Annotated in this window: 16 protein-coding genes and 1 other annotated feature; of the genes, 2 read left to right on the top strand and 14 right to left on the bottom strand. The window is 40.0% G+C overall.

Translation table 11 applies throughout. The features are described 5' to 3' along the window. Nucleotides 1-53: 53 nt before the first annotated feature. Nucleotides 54-2,180, bottom strand: coding sequence for a SpoIID/LytB domain-containing protein (locus acear_RS01220; RefSeq protein ID WP_013277215.1), 2,127 nt, complete (start codon nt 2,178-2,180; stop codon nt 54-56). Between the two features lie 173 nt (nt 2,181-2,353). Between acear_RS01220 and acear_RS01215 the strand changes: the two genes are divergently transcribed. Beyond that, complete coding sequence (locus tag acear_RS01215; RefSeq protein WP_013277214.1) at nt 2,354-3,403, top strand: type I phosphomannose isomerase catalytic subunit; 1,050 nt, start codon at nt 2,354-2,356, stop codon at nt 3,401-3,403. An 82-nt stretch (nt 3,404-3,485) separates the two neighbouring features. On the opposite strand, the gene acear_RS01210 is transcribed toward acear_RS01215, so the two are convergent. After that, on the bottom strand, nt 3,486-3,656 hold the full coding sequence (locus acear_RS01210) for a ribbon-helix-helix domain-containing protein (RefSeq protein ID WP_013277213.1): 171 nt from the start codon (nt 3,654-3,656) through the stop codon (nt 3,486-3,488). A gap of 97 nt (nt 3,657-3,753) precedes the next feature. Between acear_RS01210 and acear_RS01205 the strand changes: the two genes are divergently transcribed. Next, nucleotides 3,754-4,989 (top strand): RNA-guided endonuclease InsQ/TnpB family protein, encoded by a 1,236-nt coding sequence (locus acear_RS01205; protein WP_013277212.1) that lies wholly within the window; start codon nt 3,754-3,756, stop codon nt 4,987-4,989. Between the two features lie 325 nt (nt 4,990-5,314). On the opposite strand, the gene acear_RS01200 is transcribed toward acear_RS01205, so the two are convergent. The 12 genes from acear_RS01200 to acear_RS01145 all read right to left on the bottom strand — a co-directional run bounded on the left by acear_RS01200 (nt 5,315) and on the right by acear_RS01145 (nt 21,968). After that, entirely contained in the window at nt 5,315-5,806 is a 492-nt protein-coding gene (locus acear_RS01200; RefSeq protein WP_013277211.1) for a hypothetical protein, read from the bottom strand. 17 nt (nt 5,807-5,823) lie between these two features. After that, on the bottom strand, nt 5,824-7,215 hold the full coding sequence (locus acear_RS01195) for an SLC13 family permease (RefSeq protein ID WP_013277210.1): 1,392 nt from the start codon (nt 7,213-7,215) through the stop codon (nt 5,824-5,826). 173 nt (nt 7,216-7,388) lie between these two features. Further along, nucleotides 7,389-8,954: a citramalate synthase gene (cimA, locus tag acear_RS01190; protein WP_041667203.1), complete on the bottom strand. Its 1,566-nt coding sequence runs from the start codon at nt 8,952-8,954 to the stop codon at nt 7,389-7,391. A gap of 39 nt (nt 8,955-8,993) precedes the next feature. Further along, nucleotides 8,994-10,040, bottom strand: a complete 1,047-nt coding sequence (locus acear_RS01185; RefSeq protein WP_013277208.1) for a 3-isopropylmalate dehydrogenase — start codon at nt 10,038-10,040, stop codon at nt 8,994-8,996. Next, nucleotides 10,040-10,534, bottom strand: coding sequence for a 3-isopropylmalate dehydratase small subunit (leuD, locus tag acear_RS01180; RefSeq protein WP_013277207.1), 495 nt, complete (start codon nt 10,532-10,534; stop codon nt 10,040-10,042). The genes acear_RS01185 and leuD overlap by 1 nt, the downstream gene beginning before the upstream one ends. Beyond that, nucleotides 10,535-11,797, bottom strand: coding sequence for a 3-isopropylmalate dehydratase large subunit (leuC, locus tag acear_RS01175; protein WP_013277206.1), 1,263 nt, complete (start codon nt 11,795-11,797; stop codon nt 10,535-10,537). 1 nt (nt 11,798) lies between these two features. Further along, complete coding sequence (locus acear_RS01170) at nt 11,799-13,343, bottom strand: 2-isopropylmalate synthase (RefSeq protein ID WP_013277205.1); 1,545 nt, start codon at nt 13,341-13,343, stop codon at nt 11,799-11,801. 45 nt (nt 13,344-13,388) lie between these two features. Next, nucleotides 13,389-14,378 carry a ketol-acid reductoisomerase gene (gene ilvC / locus acear_RS01165; protein WP_013277204.1) on the bottom strand — a complete coding sequence of 330 codons (990 nt, stop codon included), beginning with the start codon at nt 14,376-14,378 and terminating at the stop codon, nt 13,389-13,391. A 47-nt stretch (nt 14,379-14,425) separates the two neighbouring features. Further along, nucleotides 14,426-14,908, bottom strand: coding sequence for an acetolactate synthase small subunit (ilvN, locus tag acear_RS01160; protein ID WP_013277203.1), 483 nt, complete (start codon nt 14,906-14,908; stop codon nt 14,426-14,428). Then, the gene (gene ilvB, locus acear_RS01155) at nt 14,908-16,644 is read right to left on the bottom strand and encodes a biosynthetic-type acetolactate synthase large subunit (RefSeq protein WP_013277202.1); all 1,737 of its coding nucleotides are present in this window, start codon (nt 16,642-16,644) and stop codon (nt 14,908-14,910) included. The genes ilvN and ilvB overlap by 1 nt, the downstream gene beginning before the upstream one ends. 207 nt (nt 16,645-16,851) lie before the next feature. Continuing rightward, nucleotides 16,852-17,127: a binding site (T-box leader), on the bottom strand. A 299-nt stretch (nt 17,128-17,426) separates the two neighbouring features. Beyond that, on the bottom strand, nt 17,427-19,085 hold the full coding sequence (ilvD, locus tag acear_RS01150) for a dihydroxy-acid dehydratase (protein WP_013277201.1): 1,659 nt from the start codon (nt 19,083-19,085) through the stop codon (nt 17,427-17,429). 12 nt (nt 19,086-19,097) lie between these two features. Then, nucleotides 19,098-21,968, bottom strand: a complete 2,871-nt coding sequence (locus acear_RS01145) for an anaerobic glycerol-3-phosphate dehydrogenase subunit C (RefSeq protein ID WP_013277200.1) — start codon at nt 21,966-21,968, stop codon at nt 19,098-19,100. Nucleotides 21,969-22,133 lie beyond the last annotated feature (165 nt).

Below are 22,133 nucleotides of genomic sequence, written 5' to 3'. Positions count from 1 at the left end.
GTTGTCAATTAAAGAAAACCGGCAGCCTCCTTGAGACTGCCGGTTAGTTAGATTTAATATTTAGAAGTTAAGTTAACCCCTGTATAGAAGTGGAGCAGTATCTCATCATAGCTGTAGCCAGAATGAGCCATATTGGCTGTTGCTACCTGGTCCATACCGACATTATGTCCCCAGCCGCTACCGTAAAAGATGAAATTATCCGCCAGACCGTCGGAACCATATTCAGTTTGAACTATGAATCTGCTGCTGCGCAGGCCGCCAAAGAAGGAACGGAGTCCGCGATCAATAATCTCCTCTCCGGTAGCACCTACTACTTTGATAGCTTCAACAGTACCGCCTTCTGCTCTAGCTGTCGGTACTAGCTTCTTAACTTTACCGATATCCAGCTTAGCAGCAATTTCATCGGCTCTAATTACCCGCTGCCAGCGGTAGCGATTAGCCCGCCCGTACTCCAAGTGATCAGAGTAAGATTTAGGGGCAGTCGATAACCACTTCTGGAGCTGATAAGGCTCAAACGGGAACTTCTGCTGTAAGTTTTCTTCTCCTAGCGAAGCTAATGCTGTCGAAGCTCCCTGCAGATAAGGAACCTCGCCCCCCCAGACAGCAGCACTGCTTTCTGTCCGTCCGCCGGAATTTGCACTATAAACGGCATTGATCGGCCGGCCGTTATAAGTTAAGATTTCACCACGAGTCTCATCAACTGCCTGAATAGTCCGAGGATGCTCTTTGGTAATTCCACCGTAGGCAGCACAGTGGACAGTAGAACAGAGATCATAACCTTCATATCCATGCTTTCCTAAATGGAATAGGGTATAGCTTCTAGCAGCCACTGCCTGGACTTTTAAGGCTTCTATCGGCCAGGAAGCTGACATCTCCGAAGGTACTACTGAATAGAGATAGGCCTCCAGATTAACTGGATTAACCACAGTAAATGTATCCTGATTGGGGTTAATCTCAATCTGTCCTCGATACTGCCGATCCTCTTTACCGGCCCAGTAATAGCCCTGTCCATAATCGATATTATGGAGTAAGATAGGAGCCTCATCCTGTTTAGTCTCAATAGCCACCGGAGCTGTTAGTTTCTCTTTCAGCTGGCCGGATTTATTGAATAGACCGATTTCTCCTGTATCCATAATTTCTAACTGCCAGGGAATTTGGGCAGCTCCTGTAAATAAAACCTTCTTGCTAGCCTTATCTTTAATTACAAACTCAGAAGCTGCTCTAAAAGCTAAATACTCCCTACCATCAGCCAGACCGATTCTTACTTGAGATAGACTGTCTTTAGCTTCAATCGGCTCTATTTGGGCAAAGGTTACTTCTTTATTTAACAGCTCCTCCCTTGTTTCCTCTTTACTTCTTTCTTCCCCTGCTTCTGTTTTAAATAGATCAGGCTTGATTTCTTCTATCCTATCTAACCTTGTCTGGGCTATCTTAAACTCACCATTACGCTCCAGAATCTTCTTATAAAGCTTTTTAGCCTCTTTGTACTTCTCTAACTTGAAGTAGTCATCAGCTAAATCCAGCTGGGCCTCAACAAAACTGCCGTCCTTATTAAGAGCCTGTTTATAATCAGCTACAGCTTCCTGAAGCTGATCCAACCTGTCCTTTATCTGACCGGAATAATAATAAGCTACTGCTGAATCAGGATCCAGCTTTAACGCTTGCTTAACTGCAGATAAAGCCAGATGGTAATCACTGCGCTCTTTATGAATCTGAGCTAACTTTAAATAAGCCAGCTTCAAAATAGCTTCATTCTCTATATACTCAACGGCTTGTTTGGTATTCTTCAGGGCCTGATTATACTTTCCTAAGCTATAATAAAGCTCACCTAAGTCATAATAGACTGAATGCTCATCAGAATCTGTAGAAAGTACTGCTTCATACTGATTAACTGCTGATTTATAATCACCTACTGTTTCATAGACTACAGCCAGATTCTTACGAGTATCTATTCTGGCACTGCTCTTTTCCAGCACTTCCTGATAGAGTTTAATACTTTCCCGGTATGCTCCGTTATAATACTCTGTTCTAGCCTTTTCTTCTAACTTATCTAAGTTATGCTGTTTAGCTGTGGTAATATCGTGGTTTTCAGCTTTAAAAACAAAGGTTACAGTAAAAGTTACTAAACAGAAGACTACTCCTATAACTAATAAATATAATTTCTTTTTATCTTTTGTCAAGCTGATCCCTCCAAAATTTCATCTACTTAAATTATATAGGATTAAGCTGTAATTAACAATAGTATAAATATGTAAAATTAAAGTAATTGCAGGGAAAGCCAATATGGAAATTGACTAATTCCTTAAAAATGATACAATACATACGAGAGTCAAAATGAAAGGTAGGAATCAAGATGTTTTATCCGCTAAAGTTTAAACCAATCTATAAAGAAAAGATCTGGGGCGGTAATCGATTAGCTGCACAATTCGACCGTAATCTACCAGCAGATAGAATCGGAGAAAGCTGGGAGTTAGCCGCTCATAAGAATGGAACCAGTATTATCAGCAATGGCTACTTTAAAGGAGAAAGTCTACCTGAATTGATTGATAAGTACTGGACTGAAATTATGGGACAGAAGATTAAACGAAGTGATTATGATAAATTTCCGCTGTTGATTAAATTGCTGGATGCAAATGATAAACTGTCGGTACAGGTCCATCCCGATGATGAATATGCTGCTAAATATAGGATAGGAGACTCCGGAAAGAATGAGTTATGGTATATCATCGATGCTAAGCCGAAGGCAGAGCTGATCTACGACTTACAGCCGGAGGTAACTAAAGAAGAGCTGGCTGCTAGCATTGAGACAGGCCAGGTGATAGATAAATTAAAGAGCATTCCTGTTGAATCCGGGGACGTAATCTTTATTCCTGCTGGTACCGTCCATTCCATTAAAGAGGGCATCCTACTGGCAGAGATTCAGCAGAATTCCGATACTACCTACCGCATCTATGACTGGAATCGTGTAGACAATAACGGTCAGCCGAGAAAGCTCAATATCAAAGAAGCACTAAAAGCAATTGATTTCAGCCGAAAGAGTCATGCTAAGTGTCAGAGTATTAAGCTTAAAGAAGATAATTACCAGCGAGAGATTCTATCTATCTCTGAACACTTTATTACTGAAAAGATAAAGGTTAAGGACAGCTTCACAGCAGAGCCAGTCAAGAAGCGGTTTGAAGTTCTGCTCCCTTTAGCTGGACAGGCTATAATTAATTATAACCAAGGTACACTTAAAGTAAGCAGAGGAGAGACAGTATTAATTCCAGCCTGCCTAGATAGTTATCAGCTTGAGGGCGAGATAGAAGTGCTGCGGATATATATTGTTTCTGATATAGATAAATTTGCAGCTCGATTGGCAGCTGATGGAATTGCTGAAACAAAGATTGATGAAATTACATTTTAAATAGCTCCATCAGTTACCAAATTGTAGCCAAGAAAGCCTCCCCCTTGAATTAGGGCGGGGATGAATTGGCTATTTTAATTCTTTAGTCAATCTGAAAATTAAAATTCTCTCTATACTTTTTGTATAAATCTTCAATTGCTTCATCAAACAATTTAGACTTAGGGATATTAGTTGCCTGATGTAATTTTTCCAGTTTCTCATTAACATCATTATCTAAAGTAGTGCCTATTTTAGTTCTATTTTTTAAGGACATGTTAACACCTCCAAAGTTAGTATATCATTTATAGAATAAACTTGCAAGTTCTAGAAGTGTATGATATAATAAAAATGAGTTGGAGGAGGTGAAACAAGTGAATAAAACCTATATACTACCTATCAATCAACAAGAACTAGCTAAACAACTATCCAGACAAAGTGGTAGAATCTATTCTAAAGTAGTTAGTACAATATTTAAGTTAAAGCAAAATAAAAATATATGGTTAAGCAAAAATGGTATGGAGAAACTAATTAAGTTATATGCTAGTGAATTTAGGCTTCATTCACAGACTAAACAAGGTATAGTTCAACAATATTATAATAATCTTAAATCTTTCTTTAATGCTAAAGAAAACCAAGAAAATGCCAAACCACCTTATAAGACTAGAAAGTATAATAAAGTTATATATAAAAGGTCAGCAATCAAGCTAAAAGATAATGGTGTATTAAGATTATCTAATGGTAGAAAAGGTAAAGCAATTAAGGTTAAAGCTCCTAGTTTAACTAAAAAACCTAAATATGCAGAATTGATCTATCATCATAACGAAGATAAATATAAACTTCATATAACAGTTGAAGTTAAAAATAAAAAGATTGATTATGATAACGATAAGGTTTTAGCAATTGATCTAGGCCAAAAGCATCCTATGGTAACTTATAATAACCAAACTAAAGAAAGTATTATTTATAATGGCGGTAGATTAAATTCTTTTATTCGCTTTAGAAATAAAGAGTTAGCTAAACTGCAAGAAAAGATGTCTAGGTGTCAAAAATACTCTAACCGCTGGAAAAAGTTAAACCGAGCTAAAAAGAAGTTGCTCTCTAAAAGCAAAAACAAAATTATGGATGTGTTGAAAAAATACGCAAGCCATCTTATTAGTTTTTGCCTAAAGAGAGAAATTTCTACAATAGTTATCGGTGATCTAAAAGGTATTAGAGAAAAAATTAATTTCGGTACTAAAGATAATCAAAAAATGCATCAATGGTTATTTGGGCAATTGATAGATATAATAAAGTATCAAGCTAAAGCAATAGGTATTAAAGTTAAATTTATAGATGAAAGCTACACTAGTCAAACCTGTCCTCAATGCGGTTATCAACACAAACCAAGTGATAGAAATTTTGATTGCCCAAATTGTAATGTTAGTTTTCACCGAGATTTTGTAGGAGCTTTTAACATATACAAGAAGTATACTAGGGGCAGCTTAGATAAGTCCTCTAGGTTAGAAGGCGTTTTGACCTCGTCCTATGGAGTTAAATATGATTCAAACTCCATCAGTTGCCTAACTAATTGGAATACTAGCCCATTTGGGCAGGGTATCCCAGCGTAACATTGGTTAGGAAGTTGGATTATATCTAATAAGAATCCTCGTTTGTGACGATAGGAACGGGCGGGGAGTAGGTCAATTTTTATGAATATAATGCTGCAATTAAGAGTTGATATATTTCAAACGCTGCCAAAATCAGCCCTAGTCAACTAGCATTAAACCATACTTAGAGCTATAGCGTAAAAATTCTGCTTTATATTTTAATCATTCTTTCTTTTGGGGCTGCTTTAAGTTGCTTTTTGAAATATATCAACAAAATAGAAAAAAGATCTGGAACGGCGAAACTTCCCCGACTTGATAATGCACTGCAACACCTCATCCATTAACTTTAAATTTCATCCTGTTGTCTGCTTAATTCACCATCATAATAGACTTCATATGGAATATCTATTCTGGCTAAAATCTCATCCAAAGGATAATCCAACACCTCTTCAGCTAAAAAGTGATCATCGGTATAATTGATAAGTAAATAGTCTGCCTTTCCCTGCTCAATCCGGGACTTTAGATCAGCCAGTTCATCCTTAGATAACATCTCTGCTTTGACTGTTCCAGAATACTCTTCTCCCTGCTCTATGATTAAATCAAGCTTTCCTTCAGCCCGCTTCTTATACTCAGCAATAACTGCTGATTCCACATCTTCAGTCACCTTATCGCCTAAAAATCCTACATCTGAGATCAAATCAGATAAAGATTCAGGAAGTTTGTGGTCTACAAAGCCGGCTACATATAATTCATCCTCTTCTCCCAATAGTTCAAAACTCCGGGAGATTACTTTCTCTGCTTTTGCAAAACTGAATAAGATAAGCATTATTCTCTTCATTACATATCCTCCTGAATTTATAAAGTAATCTTCAAACCGATCAACGGCCAGTAGAATCTAGCTACCAGTATATAGATCAACCAAGCAATAACATCCAGCATAATCCCCAGCTTAACAGCATCCTGCACCCGGTAAAAACCGGAAGAAAAGGCAATTGCATTAGGCGGTGTTCCCATCGGCAACATAAAGGCTAGTCCACCCGGCAGAGCTACTGACAGAGTAATTATAATCGGATTCAGGCTATAAGCCTCTCCTACACTATAGGCCAGAGGCAGAACAATAGCTACTGCTGCTACATTACTGACCCCTTCCGTAAGCAGATTAGTAAAGATCACTAGACAGACTAAAAAGATAAATGGAGGCAGCTCCACCCGAGCAAAAACAGCCTGGGATAACCAGTCTGTAGCGCCGGTCTTAACTAGGGAGGTAGCAACAACTATTGCTCCTCCGTACATCAACAGCACACTCCAGTTAATATATTCCTCAATATCCTGCCACTCTACTACCCCGACAACAAAGGTTAAAACGCCGCCCAAAATAGCAGTCACAGAGATATCAATTACCTGGGATAGAAATAACCAACTACAGATAACTAAAACTAAAACCATACTTAACTTTTTCTCTCTAACAGACATTTTTCCTGCTTCCTGTAGGCGTTTTTTTAATTCTTCATTCGCCTTATCTATATTGGATATATCAATTTCAAATACTTTCGTCATCATAAAAGCAACAACTGCCAGAAGTAAAGCAGGTATCGGCCAGGAGTACTTAATCCATTCAAAGAAACCGATAGAGATATTATACTGCTTCTCCAACAAGCCGACAGCCAGTAAATTACGGGCTCCGCCTAAAAAAGTCGTAATTCCACCGGCAATAGCCCCCCAGGCCATAGCGAAAAAGAGCAGCTTACCATAATTACTCTTAAGCGGCTCCAACTCCAAAATAGTAGCTATTTCCAGTACAATCGGAAATAATAACGCAGCTACAGCATGTTCAGGCATAATACAGGATAAAAGTCCTGAAGACAGCAGAACACCAACTAACAGATGTCTCGGACTCTTCCCGAAGGCACCGATAATCTTGGCAGCAATTCTGGTTCCCAAGCCTGTCTGGTAGAGTCCGGCTGCCAGAATTAAAGCACCCAAAATAAAAAAGATCGCCTTATTACCGAATAAAGCAAAGGTCTCTTCCGGACCCAGGATATTCAACAGCGGCATCAAAGCTATCCCCAGCAATCCTGTAACAGACAGCGGAAGCATCTGGCTGACCCATAAACCCAAGCAGAGAAAAAAGACAGCAAAAGAATTCTTACCGGCTGTCGATAGTCCTTCCGGAGACGGTAGTAGTAGAATAACAGTAAAAATCAGAATACCAAAAGCAGCAATTAACTTCTTTAGCTGTCCGAACATATCTAAAGTCCCCCTTCCAACTCTTCTGTTTCTATCTAACAAATTTATTCACAAAAATTGGAAGCAGAATTAACTCTGCTTCCATAATAATTAATTTCTCTACTATCCATTTATATCCTGCATAAATCAGCAGGCTGACGTGAAAAAGTGATTAACTACTTAGATTTATCTAGCTACTCTTTATCCTGGCTTAGTTTTATCCCGTATTCTATACTATCCACCAAGGCCTGCCAGCTGGCTTCAATTATATTCGTTGAAGCACCTACAGTCCCCCAACTCTCATGACCGTTACCGGATTCAATTAAGACTCTGACTTTAGCTGATGTTCCATCATTGCCGTCTAAAACTCGGACCTTATAATCAATTAGATAGATCTCTTCTAGAGCAGGATAGAATTCAAGTAATGCCTTCCGCAGCGCATTATCCAAAGCATTAACCGGTCCTTCTCCTTCGGCAGCTGTGTGAACAATCTGGCCATTAACCTTCACTTTAATTGTAGCTTCAGAAAGTGGAGTTAATCCAGAAGCCTTTTCAGTAATAATCCGGCAGCCTTCTAACTCAAATAACTTCTCATAACTATTAGTTGCTTTCTTCATTAAGATTTCAAAAGAAGCCTTGGCCCCTTCAAACTGATAACCTTGATGCTCCAGCTCCTTAATCTTCTCTAACGCCTGTTTTAAATCTCCATTTTCTTTATCAATTTCAATACCATATTCTTCTGCTTTATACATTAAATTGCTTTTGCCGGATAATTCAGAGACCAATACTTTTCGACGATTGCCTACTGTTTCCGGTGCTAAATGTTCATATGTTTCCGGATCCTTCATCAAAGCACTAACATGGATTCCACCTTTATGGGCAAAAGCACTATCCCCTACATACGGCTTATGTGTCGGGGGAGTTAGATTAGCTACTTCACTGACAAACCGAGACACTCCTGTTAGCCGCTTCAGCTGCTCTTCTGTAACAGAATCGATTCCCTGCTTCAGCTTCAGATTAGGAATTATAGAACTCAAATTGGCATTTCCACACCGTTCTCCATAGCCATTAATCGTTCCCTGTACCTGAACTACTCCCGACTTAACTGCCAGAAGGGAGTTAGCTACTGCTACTTCCGAATCATTATGGGCATGGATTCCTAAAGATGTATCTACCTTATCTTTAACCTTCTCAATTATCTCTCTAAGCTCTAGCGGTAAAGTCCCACCATTAGTATCACAGAGAATAATTCTATCTGCTCCAGCCCTATCGGCCGCTTGGATCGTCTCTATAGCATATTCAGTATTGGACTTATAAGCATCAAAGAAATGCTCCGCATCATAAAAAACCTGTAATCCATTACTTTTGAGATAACTGATAGTCTCTTCAATCATAGCCAAATTTTCCTCTAGCTCCGTCTCTAAAGCCTCAATCACATGAAAGTCCCAACTCTTCCCAACTATAGTAGCTATCTCTACTCCAGAGGTAATAATCTCTTCCAAATTACTATCCTCTTTAGCTTCTATTCCGGGCCGGCGGGTGCTACCGAAGGCAGCTACTGTAGCATTAGTTAAGGACAGCTTCTGTACCTGTTGAAAATACTCAATGTCCTTAGGATTCGACCCCGGCCAGCCGCCTTCTATATAATCAATACCCAACTTATCTAATTTTTTAGTTATTCTTAATTTATCTTCAGTTGAATAAGAGATTCCTTCCCGCTGTGTCCCATCACGCAGCGTTGTATCATATAATTCAACCATTTTTAAACACACCCCACTTCTTAACTCTCTACTAACTACTTATAATAAACTACTGATATAATCTCCAGCTTCTGCAGTCGATAAATCTCCGCCCATATCAGACGTTGTTTTATTATCAGTTAAAGCCTGCTGAACTGCTGTTTCAATTCTGTCTGCTTCTTCAGCATGACCCAAGACTTCAACCATCATTGCTGCTGCTAAAATAGCAGCCGTCGGATTGGCTATATCTTCGCCAGCAATATCCGGAGCCGAGCCGTGGACCGGTTCAAACATAGAAACACCGTCCGGATTGATATTACCGGATACAGCCAGACCCATACCGCCCTGTATTTCAGCACCTAAGTCAGTAATAATATCACCGAACATATTACAGGTAACAACTACATCAAAATCCTCCGGATTCCGCACCATCTTCATTGTCATAGCATCCACTAGCATATGATCCTCTTCTACTTCAGGATAGTCTTTAGCCACATCATCAAAGGCACGCTGCCAGAGACCATGGGCATAGGTTAGAACATTCCGCTTATCACAGACAGTTACTTTATCAACCTCATCCCTATCCTGAACATAATCAAAAGCATACCTGATTACTCTCTCTACACCTTTACGGGTATTGACCATCTCCTGAGTAGCAACTTCATCAGGAGTATCCTTCTTTAAGACTCCTCCAAAGCCAGCATATAGTCCTTCAGTATTCTCGCGGACAACAGTAAAGTCAATATCTCCTCCTGCCTTATCCTTAAGCGGAGTAAAGTCTTCATTCAATAGCTTAATCGGACGTAGATTGATATACTGATCAAAAGTAAACCGCAGATCCAGTAGAATGCCCTTCTCCAAAACGCCCGGTTCAACTCTAGGATCACCAACTGCTCCAAGATAGATAGCATCAAACTGAGCTAATTCTTCTTTAACTTCATCAGTTACTAATTCACCTGTCTCTAAATAATGATCAGCACCTAAATTGAAATACTCAAATTCAAACTCCAGTTCTGAATCAGCTGCTAGAGCTTCCAGTACTTTAATTCCTTCCTCAGTTACTTCTGGTCCGATACCGTCACCTGGAATTACTGCTATTTTATACATTAATTATTCACCTTCCCTGCTACATAATTAATTAAACCGCCTGCTTGAATGATATTCTGCATAAATTCAGGAAATGGTTCCGCCTGATAGACTTCATCTTTAGTTAAATTCTTAATCTCTCCCGATTCAACATCAACCTCTACTTCATCCTCGATACCAATACCGTCTACTGCTGCTTCAGACTCCAGAATAGGCAGTCCGATATTGATAGCATTCCGATAAAAAATACGAGCAAAAGATTTAGCTATAACACAAGAGACACCTGCTGCTTTGATAGCCAAAGGAGCATGCTCCCTTGAACTGCCGCAGCCGAAGTTCTTCTCAGCAACTATCATATCTCCTTGCTTCATCTTATCTACAAAGTCTTCATCTAAATCTTCAAGACAATGCTTTGCCAGTTCTTCAGGCTTTGAAGTATTCAAATAACGGGCCGGAATAATCACATCAGTATCTACATCATCACCGTACTTCCAAGCTTGGCCTTTTAATTCCATCTATATTACCTCCTTCGGACTGACAATTTTTCCTTTGATAGCCGATGCCGCAGCCACTGCTGGATTGGACAGATAGACTTCGCTTTCTGGATGGCCCATCCGGCCCACAAAGTTACGGTTAGTAGTCGCAATTGCCCGTTCACCTTCAGCTAAAATTCCCATATGTCCGCCTAAACAAGGGCCGCAGGTTGGTGTACTGACAGCAGCGCCAGCATCAATCAAGGTCTCGATTAAGCCTTCTTTCATAGCCTGCTTATAGATCTCCTGCGTACCAGGGAAGACAATCAACCTAACATTATCAGCTGCTTTCTTTCCTTCCAGTACCTTAGCAGCCAAACGCAGATCACCAAGCCGTCCATTGGTACAGGAACCGATTACCGCCTGATCGATCTCTACCTCGCCTACTTCACTGATACCTCTTGTGTTTTCAGGTAAATGAGGGAAGGCCACCTGTGGCTCTATCTGGCTGACATCATACTCAATTATCTCATCATACTCTGCATCTTCATCGCTCTGATAGAGTTTATAATCACGCTGGGCTCTATCCTCTACATAATCTATAGTCGTCTGATCCGGCTCAATCAAACCGCACTTACCGCCGGCCTCAATAGCCATATTGGACATAGTAAAGCGGTGATCCATCGGTAAATTCTCAATCACTTCACCGGTAAACTCCATTGCCTTATATAATGCGCCGTCGACTCCGATATCACCGATAGTATATAGAATCAAGTCTTTACCGCCGACCCAGTCATTCAGTTCACCATTATAGACAAACTTAATTGTCTCCGGTACTTTAAACCAGGCTTCACCAGTAGCCATACCGGCGGCCATATCTGTACTTCCTACACCAGTAGCAAAGGCTCCTAGAGCACCATAAGTGCAGGTATGGGAGTCAGCTCCAATAACTGCATCCCCCGGCAGAACTAAACCCTGTTCCGGTAAAAGACAGTGTTCAATTCCCATCTCACCGATTTCAAAGTAATTAACTAATTCTTTCTCCTCAGCAAAGCCTCTAATAAACTTACACTGCTCAGCTGAATTAATATCCTTATTAGGAGCAAAATGATCAGGTACAATTACTACCCGTTCTTTATCGAATACCTCATCTACACCTATCTTATCAAATTCCTTGATGGCCACAGGAGTAGTTACATCATTACCGAGAACAATATCCAGCCTGGCATTAATTAATTCTCCAGGCTGAACCTCTTCTCTTCCAGCATGGTCAGCTAAAATCTTTTCTACCATTGTCATTCCCATCTTAATTGTCCTCCTTATCTCCAATTAACTCTTCATTTTTATATAATATTTTATTAACTGCATTCAAATAAGCTTTAGCACTGGCTTCAATTACATCAATACTGACTCCACGCCCAATAAATAATTCTTCATTATAATTTAATTTAACTGTTACTTCTCCTAAAGCATCCTTACCGCTAGTAATAGCATCAATTGCATAACTCTCTAACTCACAGCCCAGGCCAGTAATCCGATTAATAGTTTCATAGACAGCATCGATAGGTCCGCCTTCACAGCAGGCAGAATCAATAATTACTTCCTCATCAAACTTTAGCTTCAAAGTAGCCGTCGGCAGTACTTCATTGCCGCTGGTAACCTGAGTCTCCATCAATTCATAAACCTGGGGTATTGTTTTCAGTTCATCTTCTACTAATGCTTCTAAATCTCTATCAGTAATCGATTTCTTTCGGTCGGCTAATTCTTTAAACCGCTTAAAGGCCTTTTCTAAGTTATCTCCTTCCAGTTCATAACCTAATTCTGCTAATCGCTCCTTGAAGGCATGACGGCCTGAATGCTTGCCTAACACAATTTGATTCTCACTTAGCCCGATAGTCTTGGCATCCATAATCTCATAAGTAGTTCGTTCTTTGATTACACCATCCTGATGAATGCCGGACTCATGAGCAAAAGCATTCTTCCCTACAATAGCCTTATTAGCCTGAACCGACATTCCGGTCAATGAACTAACTAATTTACTGGTTTTATAGATCTGATCTAAAGTAACCTCCGGTGTTTGATCAAAGTAATCACACCGGGTATTCAAAGCCATCACTACTTCTTCTAAGGCAGTATTACCAGCCCGTTCACCAATTCCATTAACAGCACATTCTATCTGTTGGGCTCCCTTTTCTATAGCCGCTAAGGAATTTGCTACCGCTAAACCAAGGTCATTATGACAATGAACACTGATGATCGTCTCCTCAATATTAGGAACATTATTACAGATATATTCGATTAAGCCTCCAAACTCTGCTGGAGTTGCATAACCGACAGTATCAGGAATATTAACTGTAGTTGCTCCTGCTGCAACTGCCTTTTCCACTACCTGACAGAGAAAGTCTTTATCGCTGCGGAAGGCATCTTCGGCTGAAAATTCTACATCATCAGTATAACTTTTAGCATATTCAACAGCCTCAGTAACACTTTCTAGTACTTCGTTAGGAGACTTCTGTAATTTATACTCCATATGAACTGGAGAAGTAGCAATAAATGTATGAATCCGGGGCTTATCAGAATACTTTAAAGCCTCCCAAGCCCGGTCGATATCTCCTTTAGTAGTCCGGGCCAGGCCAGCAATCACTGGCCCCTGGACTTCCTTAGCAATCTGCTTAACAGCCTCAAAGTCCCCTTCAGAAGCAATAGGAAACCCGGCTTCAATTACATCTACATCTAAGTTGGCCAATTGATGAGCAATCTCCAGTTTTTCTTCAATATTTAAGCTAACTCCCGGCGACTGCTCACCATCCCTTAAGGTAGTATCAAAAATCTTAATTTCACTTTCGCTCATTTACTAATCCCTCCAAAGCATTTAAAATCTACAAAGAATTCCTGCTTAGTCTTCAATCCAGTCCATCATCTCTCTTAACTCCTTACCAACCTCTTCAATCTGATGATTAGCATCAATCTCTTTACGCTTCAAATAAGCTGGACGGCCTACCTGATTCTCAAGCAACCAGCGCTTAGCAAATTCTCCATTCTTAACATTATCTAAAAGCTCCTGCATTGCCTCTCTGGACTTATCATTAATTACCTTCTCACCAGCAATTAAGTCTCCATACTCAGCAGTATCAGAAATAGAATTTCTCATCTTGGCTAGACCGCCTTCATACATCAAATCAACAATTAATTTCAATTCATGTAAGCATTCAAAGTAAGCAATTCCCGGCTGATAGCCTGCATCCGTCAGAGTTTCAAAACCGGCTTTAACCAATTCAGTTACTCCGCCGCAGAGTACTGCCTGTTCTCCAAAGAGATCAGTCTCAGTTTCTTCCTTAAATGTAGTCTCAATTACGCCAGCACGAGTACCGCCAACGCCTTTAGCATGGGCCAGTGCAAGATCTTTAGCTTTACCTGTAGCATCCTGATAGATAGCAATTAAGCTAGGAACTCCTTCGCCTTCTTTATAGACTCTTCTAACTAAGTGTCCCGGTCCTTTTGGAGCTACCATATAGACATCTACATTCTCTGGCGGCACAATCTGCTTATAGTGAATATTAAATCCGTGAGAAAAGACAAGTGCATTTCCTTCTTCTAAATGAGGTTCAATATCATTATAATAGACCTTCTTCTGTACCTCATCAGGTAATAAAATCTGAATTACATCTGCTTCTTTAGCAGCCTCTTCAGCACCTACAGGATCAAATCCATCCTCGACTGCCAACTCATAATTCTCTGTTCCTTCCAATTCAGATACAATAACATCTATACCAGAATCCCTTAAGTTCTGTGACTGGGCATGGCCCTGGCTACCATAACCTATAACTGCAACTGTTCTTCCTTCTAAATACTCCAGATTAGCATCCTCATCATAATACATTTTCATTAAAATCAGCTCCTTATATGATTTATATTTTGAATTAAATTAATTCTCTATTCCTTATCGCCGCGTACCATAGCAATCTTTCCTGTTCTCACTAACTCTACAATACCGAAAGGTCTTAATAACTCTTCTAAAGCATTCACCTTTTCTTCATCACCAGTAATCTCAATCATTAATGAATCTGAAGCAACATCTACTATCTTGCCCCTGAAGATATCTACAACCTGCATGATTTCTGATCTATCTTTGGGAGTTGCTTTTACCTTAATTAAAGCCAGATCTCTATCTACAGAAGAATCATTAGTAATATCACTAACCTTATGAACATCTATTAATTTATTTAACTGCTTAGTAACCTGTTCTAAAACATGTTCATCACCTTCTACTACAATAGTAATCCGGGAGACTGTAGGATTCTCTGTAGTTCCTACTGATAAACTATCGATATTAAATCCCCTTCTGCTAAAGAGGCTTGCAATCCGGGCCAAAACTCCAGACTTATTTGCTACTAATACAGAAACTGTATGCTTCATTAATTATCCTCTCCTACTAACATATTATCCAGACTTCCTCCGGCTGGAACCATTGGGAATACATTTTCTTCCCGTTCAATCACAAAGTCTATTACTACCGATTTGGAACTAGCAACTGCCTTTTCTAGCGCCGGTTTTACTTCCTCCGGCTCAGTAACTCTGATTCCCAAAGCACCATAGGCTTCAGCCAGTTTAACAAAGTCAGGCGTCATCTCTGGACAGCTTCTGTCAGAATCAGGTCCAGAACACTCAGTTGGACAGCTTTGGCGCTTCTTTAAACAAGTAGACGCATAACGTTTTTCATTGAATATTTCCTGCCACTGTCTAACCATTCCCAGGTAACTGTTATTCAGTATTGCCACATTAACCGGCAGTTCATGCTGAACAGCAGTGGCCAATTCCTGGGAATTCATCTGTAGACTTCCATCACCAGCTATACAGAAGACTGTTGCCTCCGGATTTCCGATCTGAATACCTAAACTGGCCGGAAAACCATAGCCCATAGTTCCCAAACCTCCCGAAGAAACAAAACTTCGGGGCTTAGTATATTTATAATACTGAGCAGCCCACATCTGGTTCTGCCCCACTTCAGTAGCAAGCAATACATCATCACCAGTTACCTCATCGATGGTTTCAATCACAAGCTTCGGAGTCAAGGCTTCAGAGCCCTTATCACTGGATATAATTGACTCTTCCTTCCATTCTTGAATCCTTTTACACCATTCACTATGTTCTTGTTCTTTAACCTGCTGATTTAAATCCTGTAATACATTCTTAACATCACCAACTATCGGAATATCAACTGTAACCCGTTTTGAAACTTCTGCTGGATCAATATCTATATGAATAATCTCTGCTCCCTTAGCAAAAGTCTCCAGATCTCCTGTTACTCGATCATCAAATCTCGCTCCAACTGCAATCAATAAATCAGTCTCTGACACAGCATAATTAGCATACTCAGTACCATGCATACCCAACATCTCTAAGGCTAAATCATCAGTTTCTGGAAAACTTCCTAATCCCATTAAAGTTGTAGTTACAGGGATTTCAGCCTTTCTGGCTAGCTCCCGCAGTTCTTCGGCAGCACCGCTGGCTACTACTCCCCCTCCAGCATAGATTACCGGCTTTTCAGCTCGCTTGATTGCGTCTGCTGCCTTCTTCACCTGTAAGCCGTGACCGTTATAAGTAGGATCATAACCGGGCAGATTTACTTCAGTTGGATATTCAAAAACTGTTTTATCCATCTGAACATCCTTAGGTATATCAATTAAAACAGGACCCGGTCTGCCTGTAGTCGCAATATGAAAGGCCTCCTTGATGATTCTAGGTAGATCTTCTACCTGTTGGACTAAATAATTATGTTTAGTCATCGGTAGAGTAGCTCCCGTGATATCTGCCTCCTGAAAAGCATCCGTACCAAGCATTCCTGTTGGTACCTGCCCGGTAAAGGCTACTAACGGAATTGAATCCATATGAGCAGTAGCCAGCCCTGTAACTAAATTGGTTGCTCCCGGTCCAGAAGTAGCAAGACAGACACCAGGCCTGCCGGTACTCCGCGCATAACCGTCAGCAGCATGAGCTGAACCCTGCTCATGTCTAGCCAGAACACACTCAATATCAGCCTCATATAAGGCATCATAAATAGGTATCACAGCACCACCTGGATAACCAAATATCTTGTCAACCCCTTCTTCCAACAATGCTTTAACAAAAATTTCTGCCCCAGTAAATTCCATACTAAATTCTCACCCCTCTTTAGAAAAGGCTCTGAAACTAATTAGTTAGCTCCAGAGCCATTATTTTCAATAAAAGTCAATTATAAGTAATGTAAGGTATACTCCCCCTTATAATTAACATCAATTATATAATCCCCGGCTGCTAACTACTCATCTTGTTGTTTTTAAAATCAAAAAAACCTCTCATCCTGACTAATGTACTCCATTAATCGGGACGAGAGGTTTAAGCTCACGTGGTACCACCCAAATTTGCCATTGCCTTACAGCAATAGCCTTAGTAAGTACTCACATATCTAAAGTTCAGATATGCTCCATACTCCAGTACTGGATAACGGATACTAGCCGGCACAACCTACTTGGAATCACCGTTCAATCTGCAGCTCCAGGGGGATTTCAATTATTCCTTCTATCGCTGGCTTTCACCAATCCCAGCTCGCTAAAGATAGAATTAAATAACTTACTTGCCCCTTTCAACACTTTTGACTACTAAATTTTATTGATTATTCTCAGATCTACTTGCTATTCAAAAATCATTTATCCCAAATTATAACTAATTTTTTAAAGTTTGTCAAGAGCTTTTTAAATAATTCCGTTCAGATAACAGTTCAGGAGTGAGAGAAATAACCACTCAGACTTCGGTTCTCAGCTACCCCGATTCTCTGTAGTCCTAATTAATTACTTCAGTCTCCATCACTACTTTCGAATTATTAAATTTTGTTAATACACAGTATATGTCACTTAGAATACTTTGTCAAGCATTATATCAGGATTTAATCTAATTGTTACTTAAAGACTGCACCGGTGCTGGCAGAACTAACTAACTTAGCATAACGGGACAGATATCCTGTCTTAATCTTAGGCTCCGGCTGAGACCAGTCCTCCAGTCTATTTTCAATCTCTTTCTGACTTAATTTAACATTCAACTGACGATTAGGAATATCGATCTCAACTATATCTCCTTCCTCAACAACAGCAATCGGTCCTCCTTCCATAGCTTCCGGAGAAGCATGGCCGATAGAAGCTCCTCGCGTAGCTCCAGAGAAGCGTCCATCTGTAATTAAGGCTACCTCTTTATCAAGTCCAGCCCCTGCTACAGCCGAAGTAGGTGTCAACATCTCCCGCATACCGGGACCGCCTTTAGGTCCTTCATACTTAATAATTACCACATCACCTGCTTTAATCTCACCATTGTGAATAGCTTCAACAGTCTCTTCTTCTGAATTAAATATCCGAGCCGGCCCTTCATGAACCAACATCTCATCAGCTACTGCTGCCTGTTTAACAACTGCACCATCAGGAGCAAGATTACCCTTCAAGACAGCCAGACCGCCAGTCTGATGATAAGCAGTTTCAAAATTACGAATTACATCTTCATTTAAGACTTCTGCTTCCGCTAAGTTTTCCTCAATTGTCACTCCAGTTACAGTTCTTAAGCCTTCATTCAGAATTCCTTCACTGCTTAATACCTTCATCACTGCTGGTATTCCGCCGGCTTCATTGAGATCCTCAATATGATGCTTTCCGGCTGGACTTAAACTACATAAATGCGGCACTTCAGCACTGATCTCATTAATCAACTCCAGATCAAGATCTATTCCTGCTTCATGGGCAATAGCAGGCAAATGTAGAGCAGTATTCGTCGAACATCCTAAAGCCATATCCACTGCCAGAGCATTCTCAAAGGACTTTTCGGTTAAAATATCCAAGGGCTTAATATCTTTATCCAGCATCTCCATTATCTGCATACCGGCCCTTTTGGCTAATCTTCTCCGTTGAGCATAGACAGCCGGAATAGTTCCATTTCCAGGCAGACCTAAGCCTAATACCTCAGTAAGACAGTTCATAGAATTAGCTGTAAACATCCCCGAACAGGAACCACATCCTGGACAGGCATTATTTTCGACCTCTAACAGCTCTTCCTCAGCCAGCTTTCCGGTCTGAACAGCAGCTACACTCTCAAATACCGTCTTTAAATCTATATTTTCCCCTTGATGTCTACCGGCCAACATCGGTCCGCCGCTGACTACTACTGTAGGAATATTAATTCTGGCTGCTGCCATCAACATGCCCGGCACAATCTTATCACAGTTAGGAATCAAAACCAAAGCATCCAGAGCATGGGCCTGGGCCATAATCTCAATTGAATCAGCAATCACTTCTCTGCTGGCTAACGAATAATGCATTCCCTGATGGCCCATAGCAATTCCATCACAGACGCCGATGCCGCCGAACTCAATAGGGGTTCCCCCTTCCATTCTCACTCCAGCCTTAACTGCTTCAGCAATCTGGTCTAAATGATCATGGCCGGGAATTACTTCATTTTGAGCATTGGCAATCCCGATTAATGGTCTTTCAATCTCCTTGTCAGTATATCCCATAGCCTTAAATAATGAACGGTGTGGTGCTTTATTAACTCCTTTAGTTGCTTGATCACTTCTCATAATTCTCCCCCTCTAATCACTAAGATTTTCAGCTAAAATCTCTATCGGATGTCTTACTGCTTTACCAGTTCCTTCTTCTAATTGCATTCGACAGGCATCACAATCAGTCAATACCTTTTCTAAATTACTGCTCTCTATCTTCTTAAATAGATTCTCACCTATCTCCATTGATAGGTCATACTTATCCTTTTTTAACCCAAAGGTTCCGGCTATACCACAGCAGCCAGCATCCAATTCTTTAATCTCCAGTTCAGGAATAAAACCTAACAACTCTTCAGTAGAGCTCGCTAAGCCCTGGGCCTTAAGATGACAGGGAGTGTGGTATAAAAAGTCAATTTCATTAGGATTAAAGTCCAGTTTCAGTTCATCCTTTTCTTTTAAGTTTAACAGATACTCATTTATATGATAAGTATTCTCGGCTACTAATCTGGCTTCTTTGGTATCAACTACATCCAGCTGTTCTTCTTTTAACATTAGACTACAGCTAGGACAGTCAGCTACAATATCATAGCCTTCCTTTACTACTTCAACTAAAGATTCCAGATTATAATTGATATTCTCTTGGACACCTTCTAGATTACCATAATTTAAGTTGGCTACACTGCAACATTTCTGGTCTGGAATGATTACTTGATAGCCATTTGCTTCTAACAGCTGTACTAAACCTTTTCCTACTTCCGGATGGTAATAATTTGTTGAACAGCCCACAAAGTAAGCTACCTTCTTGTCTGCTTTATTCTCTCTACCTGCAAACCATTCCTTAAAGGTATTATCGGTAAATTCAGGTAAGCTGCGTTTTTTAGCAATTCCGGTCATCTTTTCCATCATCCCTCTTAAAGGAGCAGCATCAAGAAAGGTATTAGTCAGTTTAGGAGTAATACTACCCAGCTTACCCAATACTTCACTTGCTCCTAAGAATCTATTAACTAACGGCTGCCCAGTCTGTCTATAATGCTGAATCCTGGCTTCCATTATCAATTTAGGAATATTAACTTCTGATGAACATTCTAAATAACAGTTTTTACAGTTAAGACAGAGGTCAAAGACCTCTTGGAAGGCCCGTGACTTTAAATATTCATTATAATCCAGTCTGCCTGAAATAAGCCCCCGCAGTATATTAGCCTTCGCCCTTGGAGCCGCTTTTTCCTCTCCTAAAGCTTTAAAGACAGGACACATATCTGTACCTACTACTGAGCGGCACTTCGAACAGCCGTGACATTTCTCCACTTCTTTTTGGTATTCAGTAGCAAATTCTAAATCAGATTCAACTCCAATAGTTTCATAATCAGCACCATATCTAAGATTTTCCGTTAATAAATCGGTGGTATCAACAACTATCTTTCCCGGATTCAGAATATATTCAGGATCAAAGATCTCCTTTGTTTTCTGAAACAGATCATACATCGAACCATAAATCTCTTCTATAAAGTCTGTCCGCAGCAGACCATCACCGTGTTCTCCACTGATAGTTCCATTCAACTCATTGACTAACTCATAAACATCCTGAGCAATGGCCTCCATCTTTTCGATATCTTCTTCTTGCTTCAGATTCAATAACGGACGGGGATGAGTATTTCCATGGCCGGCATGTCCGTAGATAATTGCTTCAACTTCATACTTATCCATAATTTCTTTAAACCGGCGGATATAGTCAGGTAATTTTGCAGGAGCAACTGCCACATCTTCAACAAAGCCTGTAATCCGCTTCGGGCCTTCTAACTTATTTAAAATCGGAACTGCTGACTTTCTAACAGACCATAATTTCTTCTGTTCAGCTTCCTCATGAGCAGTATCTATTTCAAAGGCTAAACCCAATTCATCACAGATTAGCTCTTCTGTCTGTAGAATTTTCTCTTCAATTTCAGACTGGCTATCACCGTCAAACTCTATTAATAATGCTGTCTTGAGATCATCCGGCAGCCGCTGGTCGATATCAGCATGATTCTTGCGTACCAGTTCCAAAAAGCCATAATTCATAATCTCAATAGCACTGGGATCCAGTTCTAAAACCTTATCTACAGCTCTACCTGCCTTATCCAGATCATCAAAGTATAACAGAGCTATTGCCTGCTCTGAAGGCAGTTCAGCAATTCTTAATTTAGCTTCAGTAATCACAGCTAAAGTCCCTTCCGAACCAACCAATAACTTTGCTAAATTAAACTGCTGATCAGCCAAAACCTCATCCAATCTATAGCCGCTACAGTTCTTTCTAGCATCTGGAGTATGTTCAGCAATTAATTCTTTATTATTTTTAACCAATTCAAGGATCTGCTGGTAAATATCCCCCACTTTATTGGACTGATTCAGTTTCGCTTTAAACTGCTGGCTTCCTATCTCCAAGTTCTCCACTTTAATTTCTTCTCCATCAGCCAGCACTACTTCTAATTCCAGAACATAATCAATAGTACTGCCGTACTTAACTGAATGTCCGCCTGAAGCATTATTACCCAGCATACCGCCTAAAGTACAGTAATTACCACTGGAAGGATCAGGCGGCAAGAATTTATTATCTTGACTTAAAGTCTGATTCAAAACACCTAAAGTAACGCCCGGTTCTAGTCGAACATAGGATTCTTCTATATTAATCTCTTTAATTCTATCCATATACTTAGTAAAATCTATTACAATTCCTTGACCCAAAGTTTGACCTGATAAACCAGAGCCGGCTCCTCTAGGTATAATCGATAAACCATTATTAGAAGCATACTCTACAGCCTTCTGTACATCAGATTTATTCTTAGGTAAGACTACTCCTAACGGCTCAATCTGATAAATACTGGCATCGGTACTATACAGAATACGATTTGTTTCATCAGTCAGCACCTCACCATCAATTAACGAATTCAGTTCATCCATCTGCTCTTCTAATTTTAAATTGGTCATATAATTCCTCCTTACTACTGGCTGCTCCTAAATTTTTAATTTTAAGTAATTATAACACATGGTTTTTATTTCTACAACCAGACTACAAGTTATATTTTTTCAATTTATTTCCAAACAGTTGGAGGAAATAACTTTTACAGTAAGAATTAAATAATAAAAAGGTGG

Source organism: Acetohalobium arabaticum DSM 5501, from assembly GCF_000144695.1.
Classification (GTDB): Bacteria; Bacillota; Halanaerobiia; order Halobacteroidales; family Acetohalobiaceae; genus Acetohalobium; species Acetohalobium arabaticum.
The sequence above is the reverse complement of the archived record's forward strand: the minus strand, read 5'-3'. Positions and strand labels throughout refer to the sequence as shown.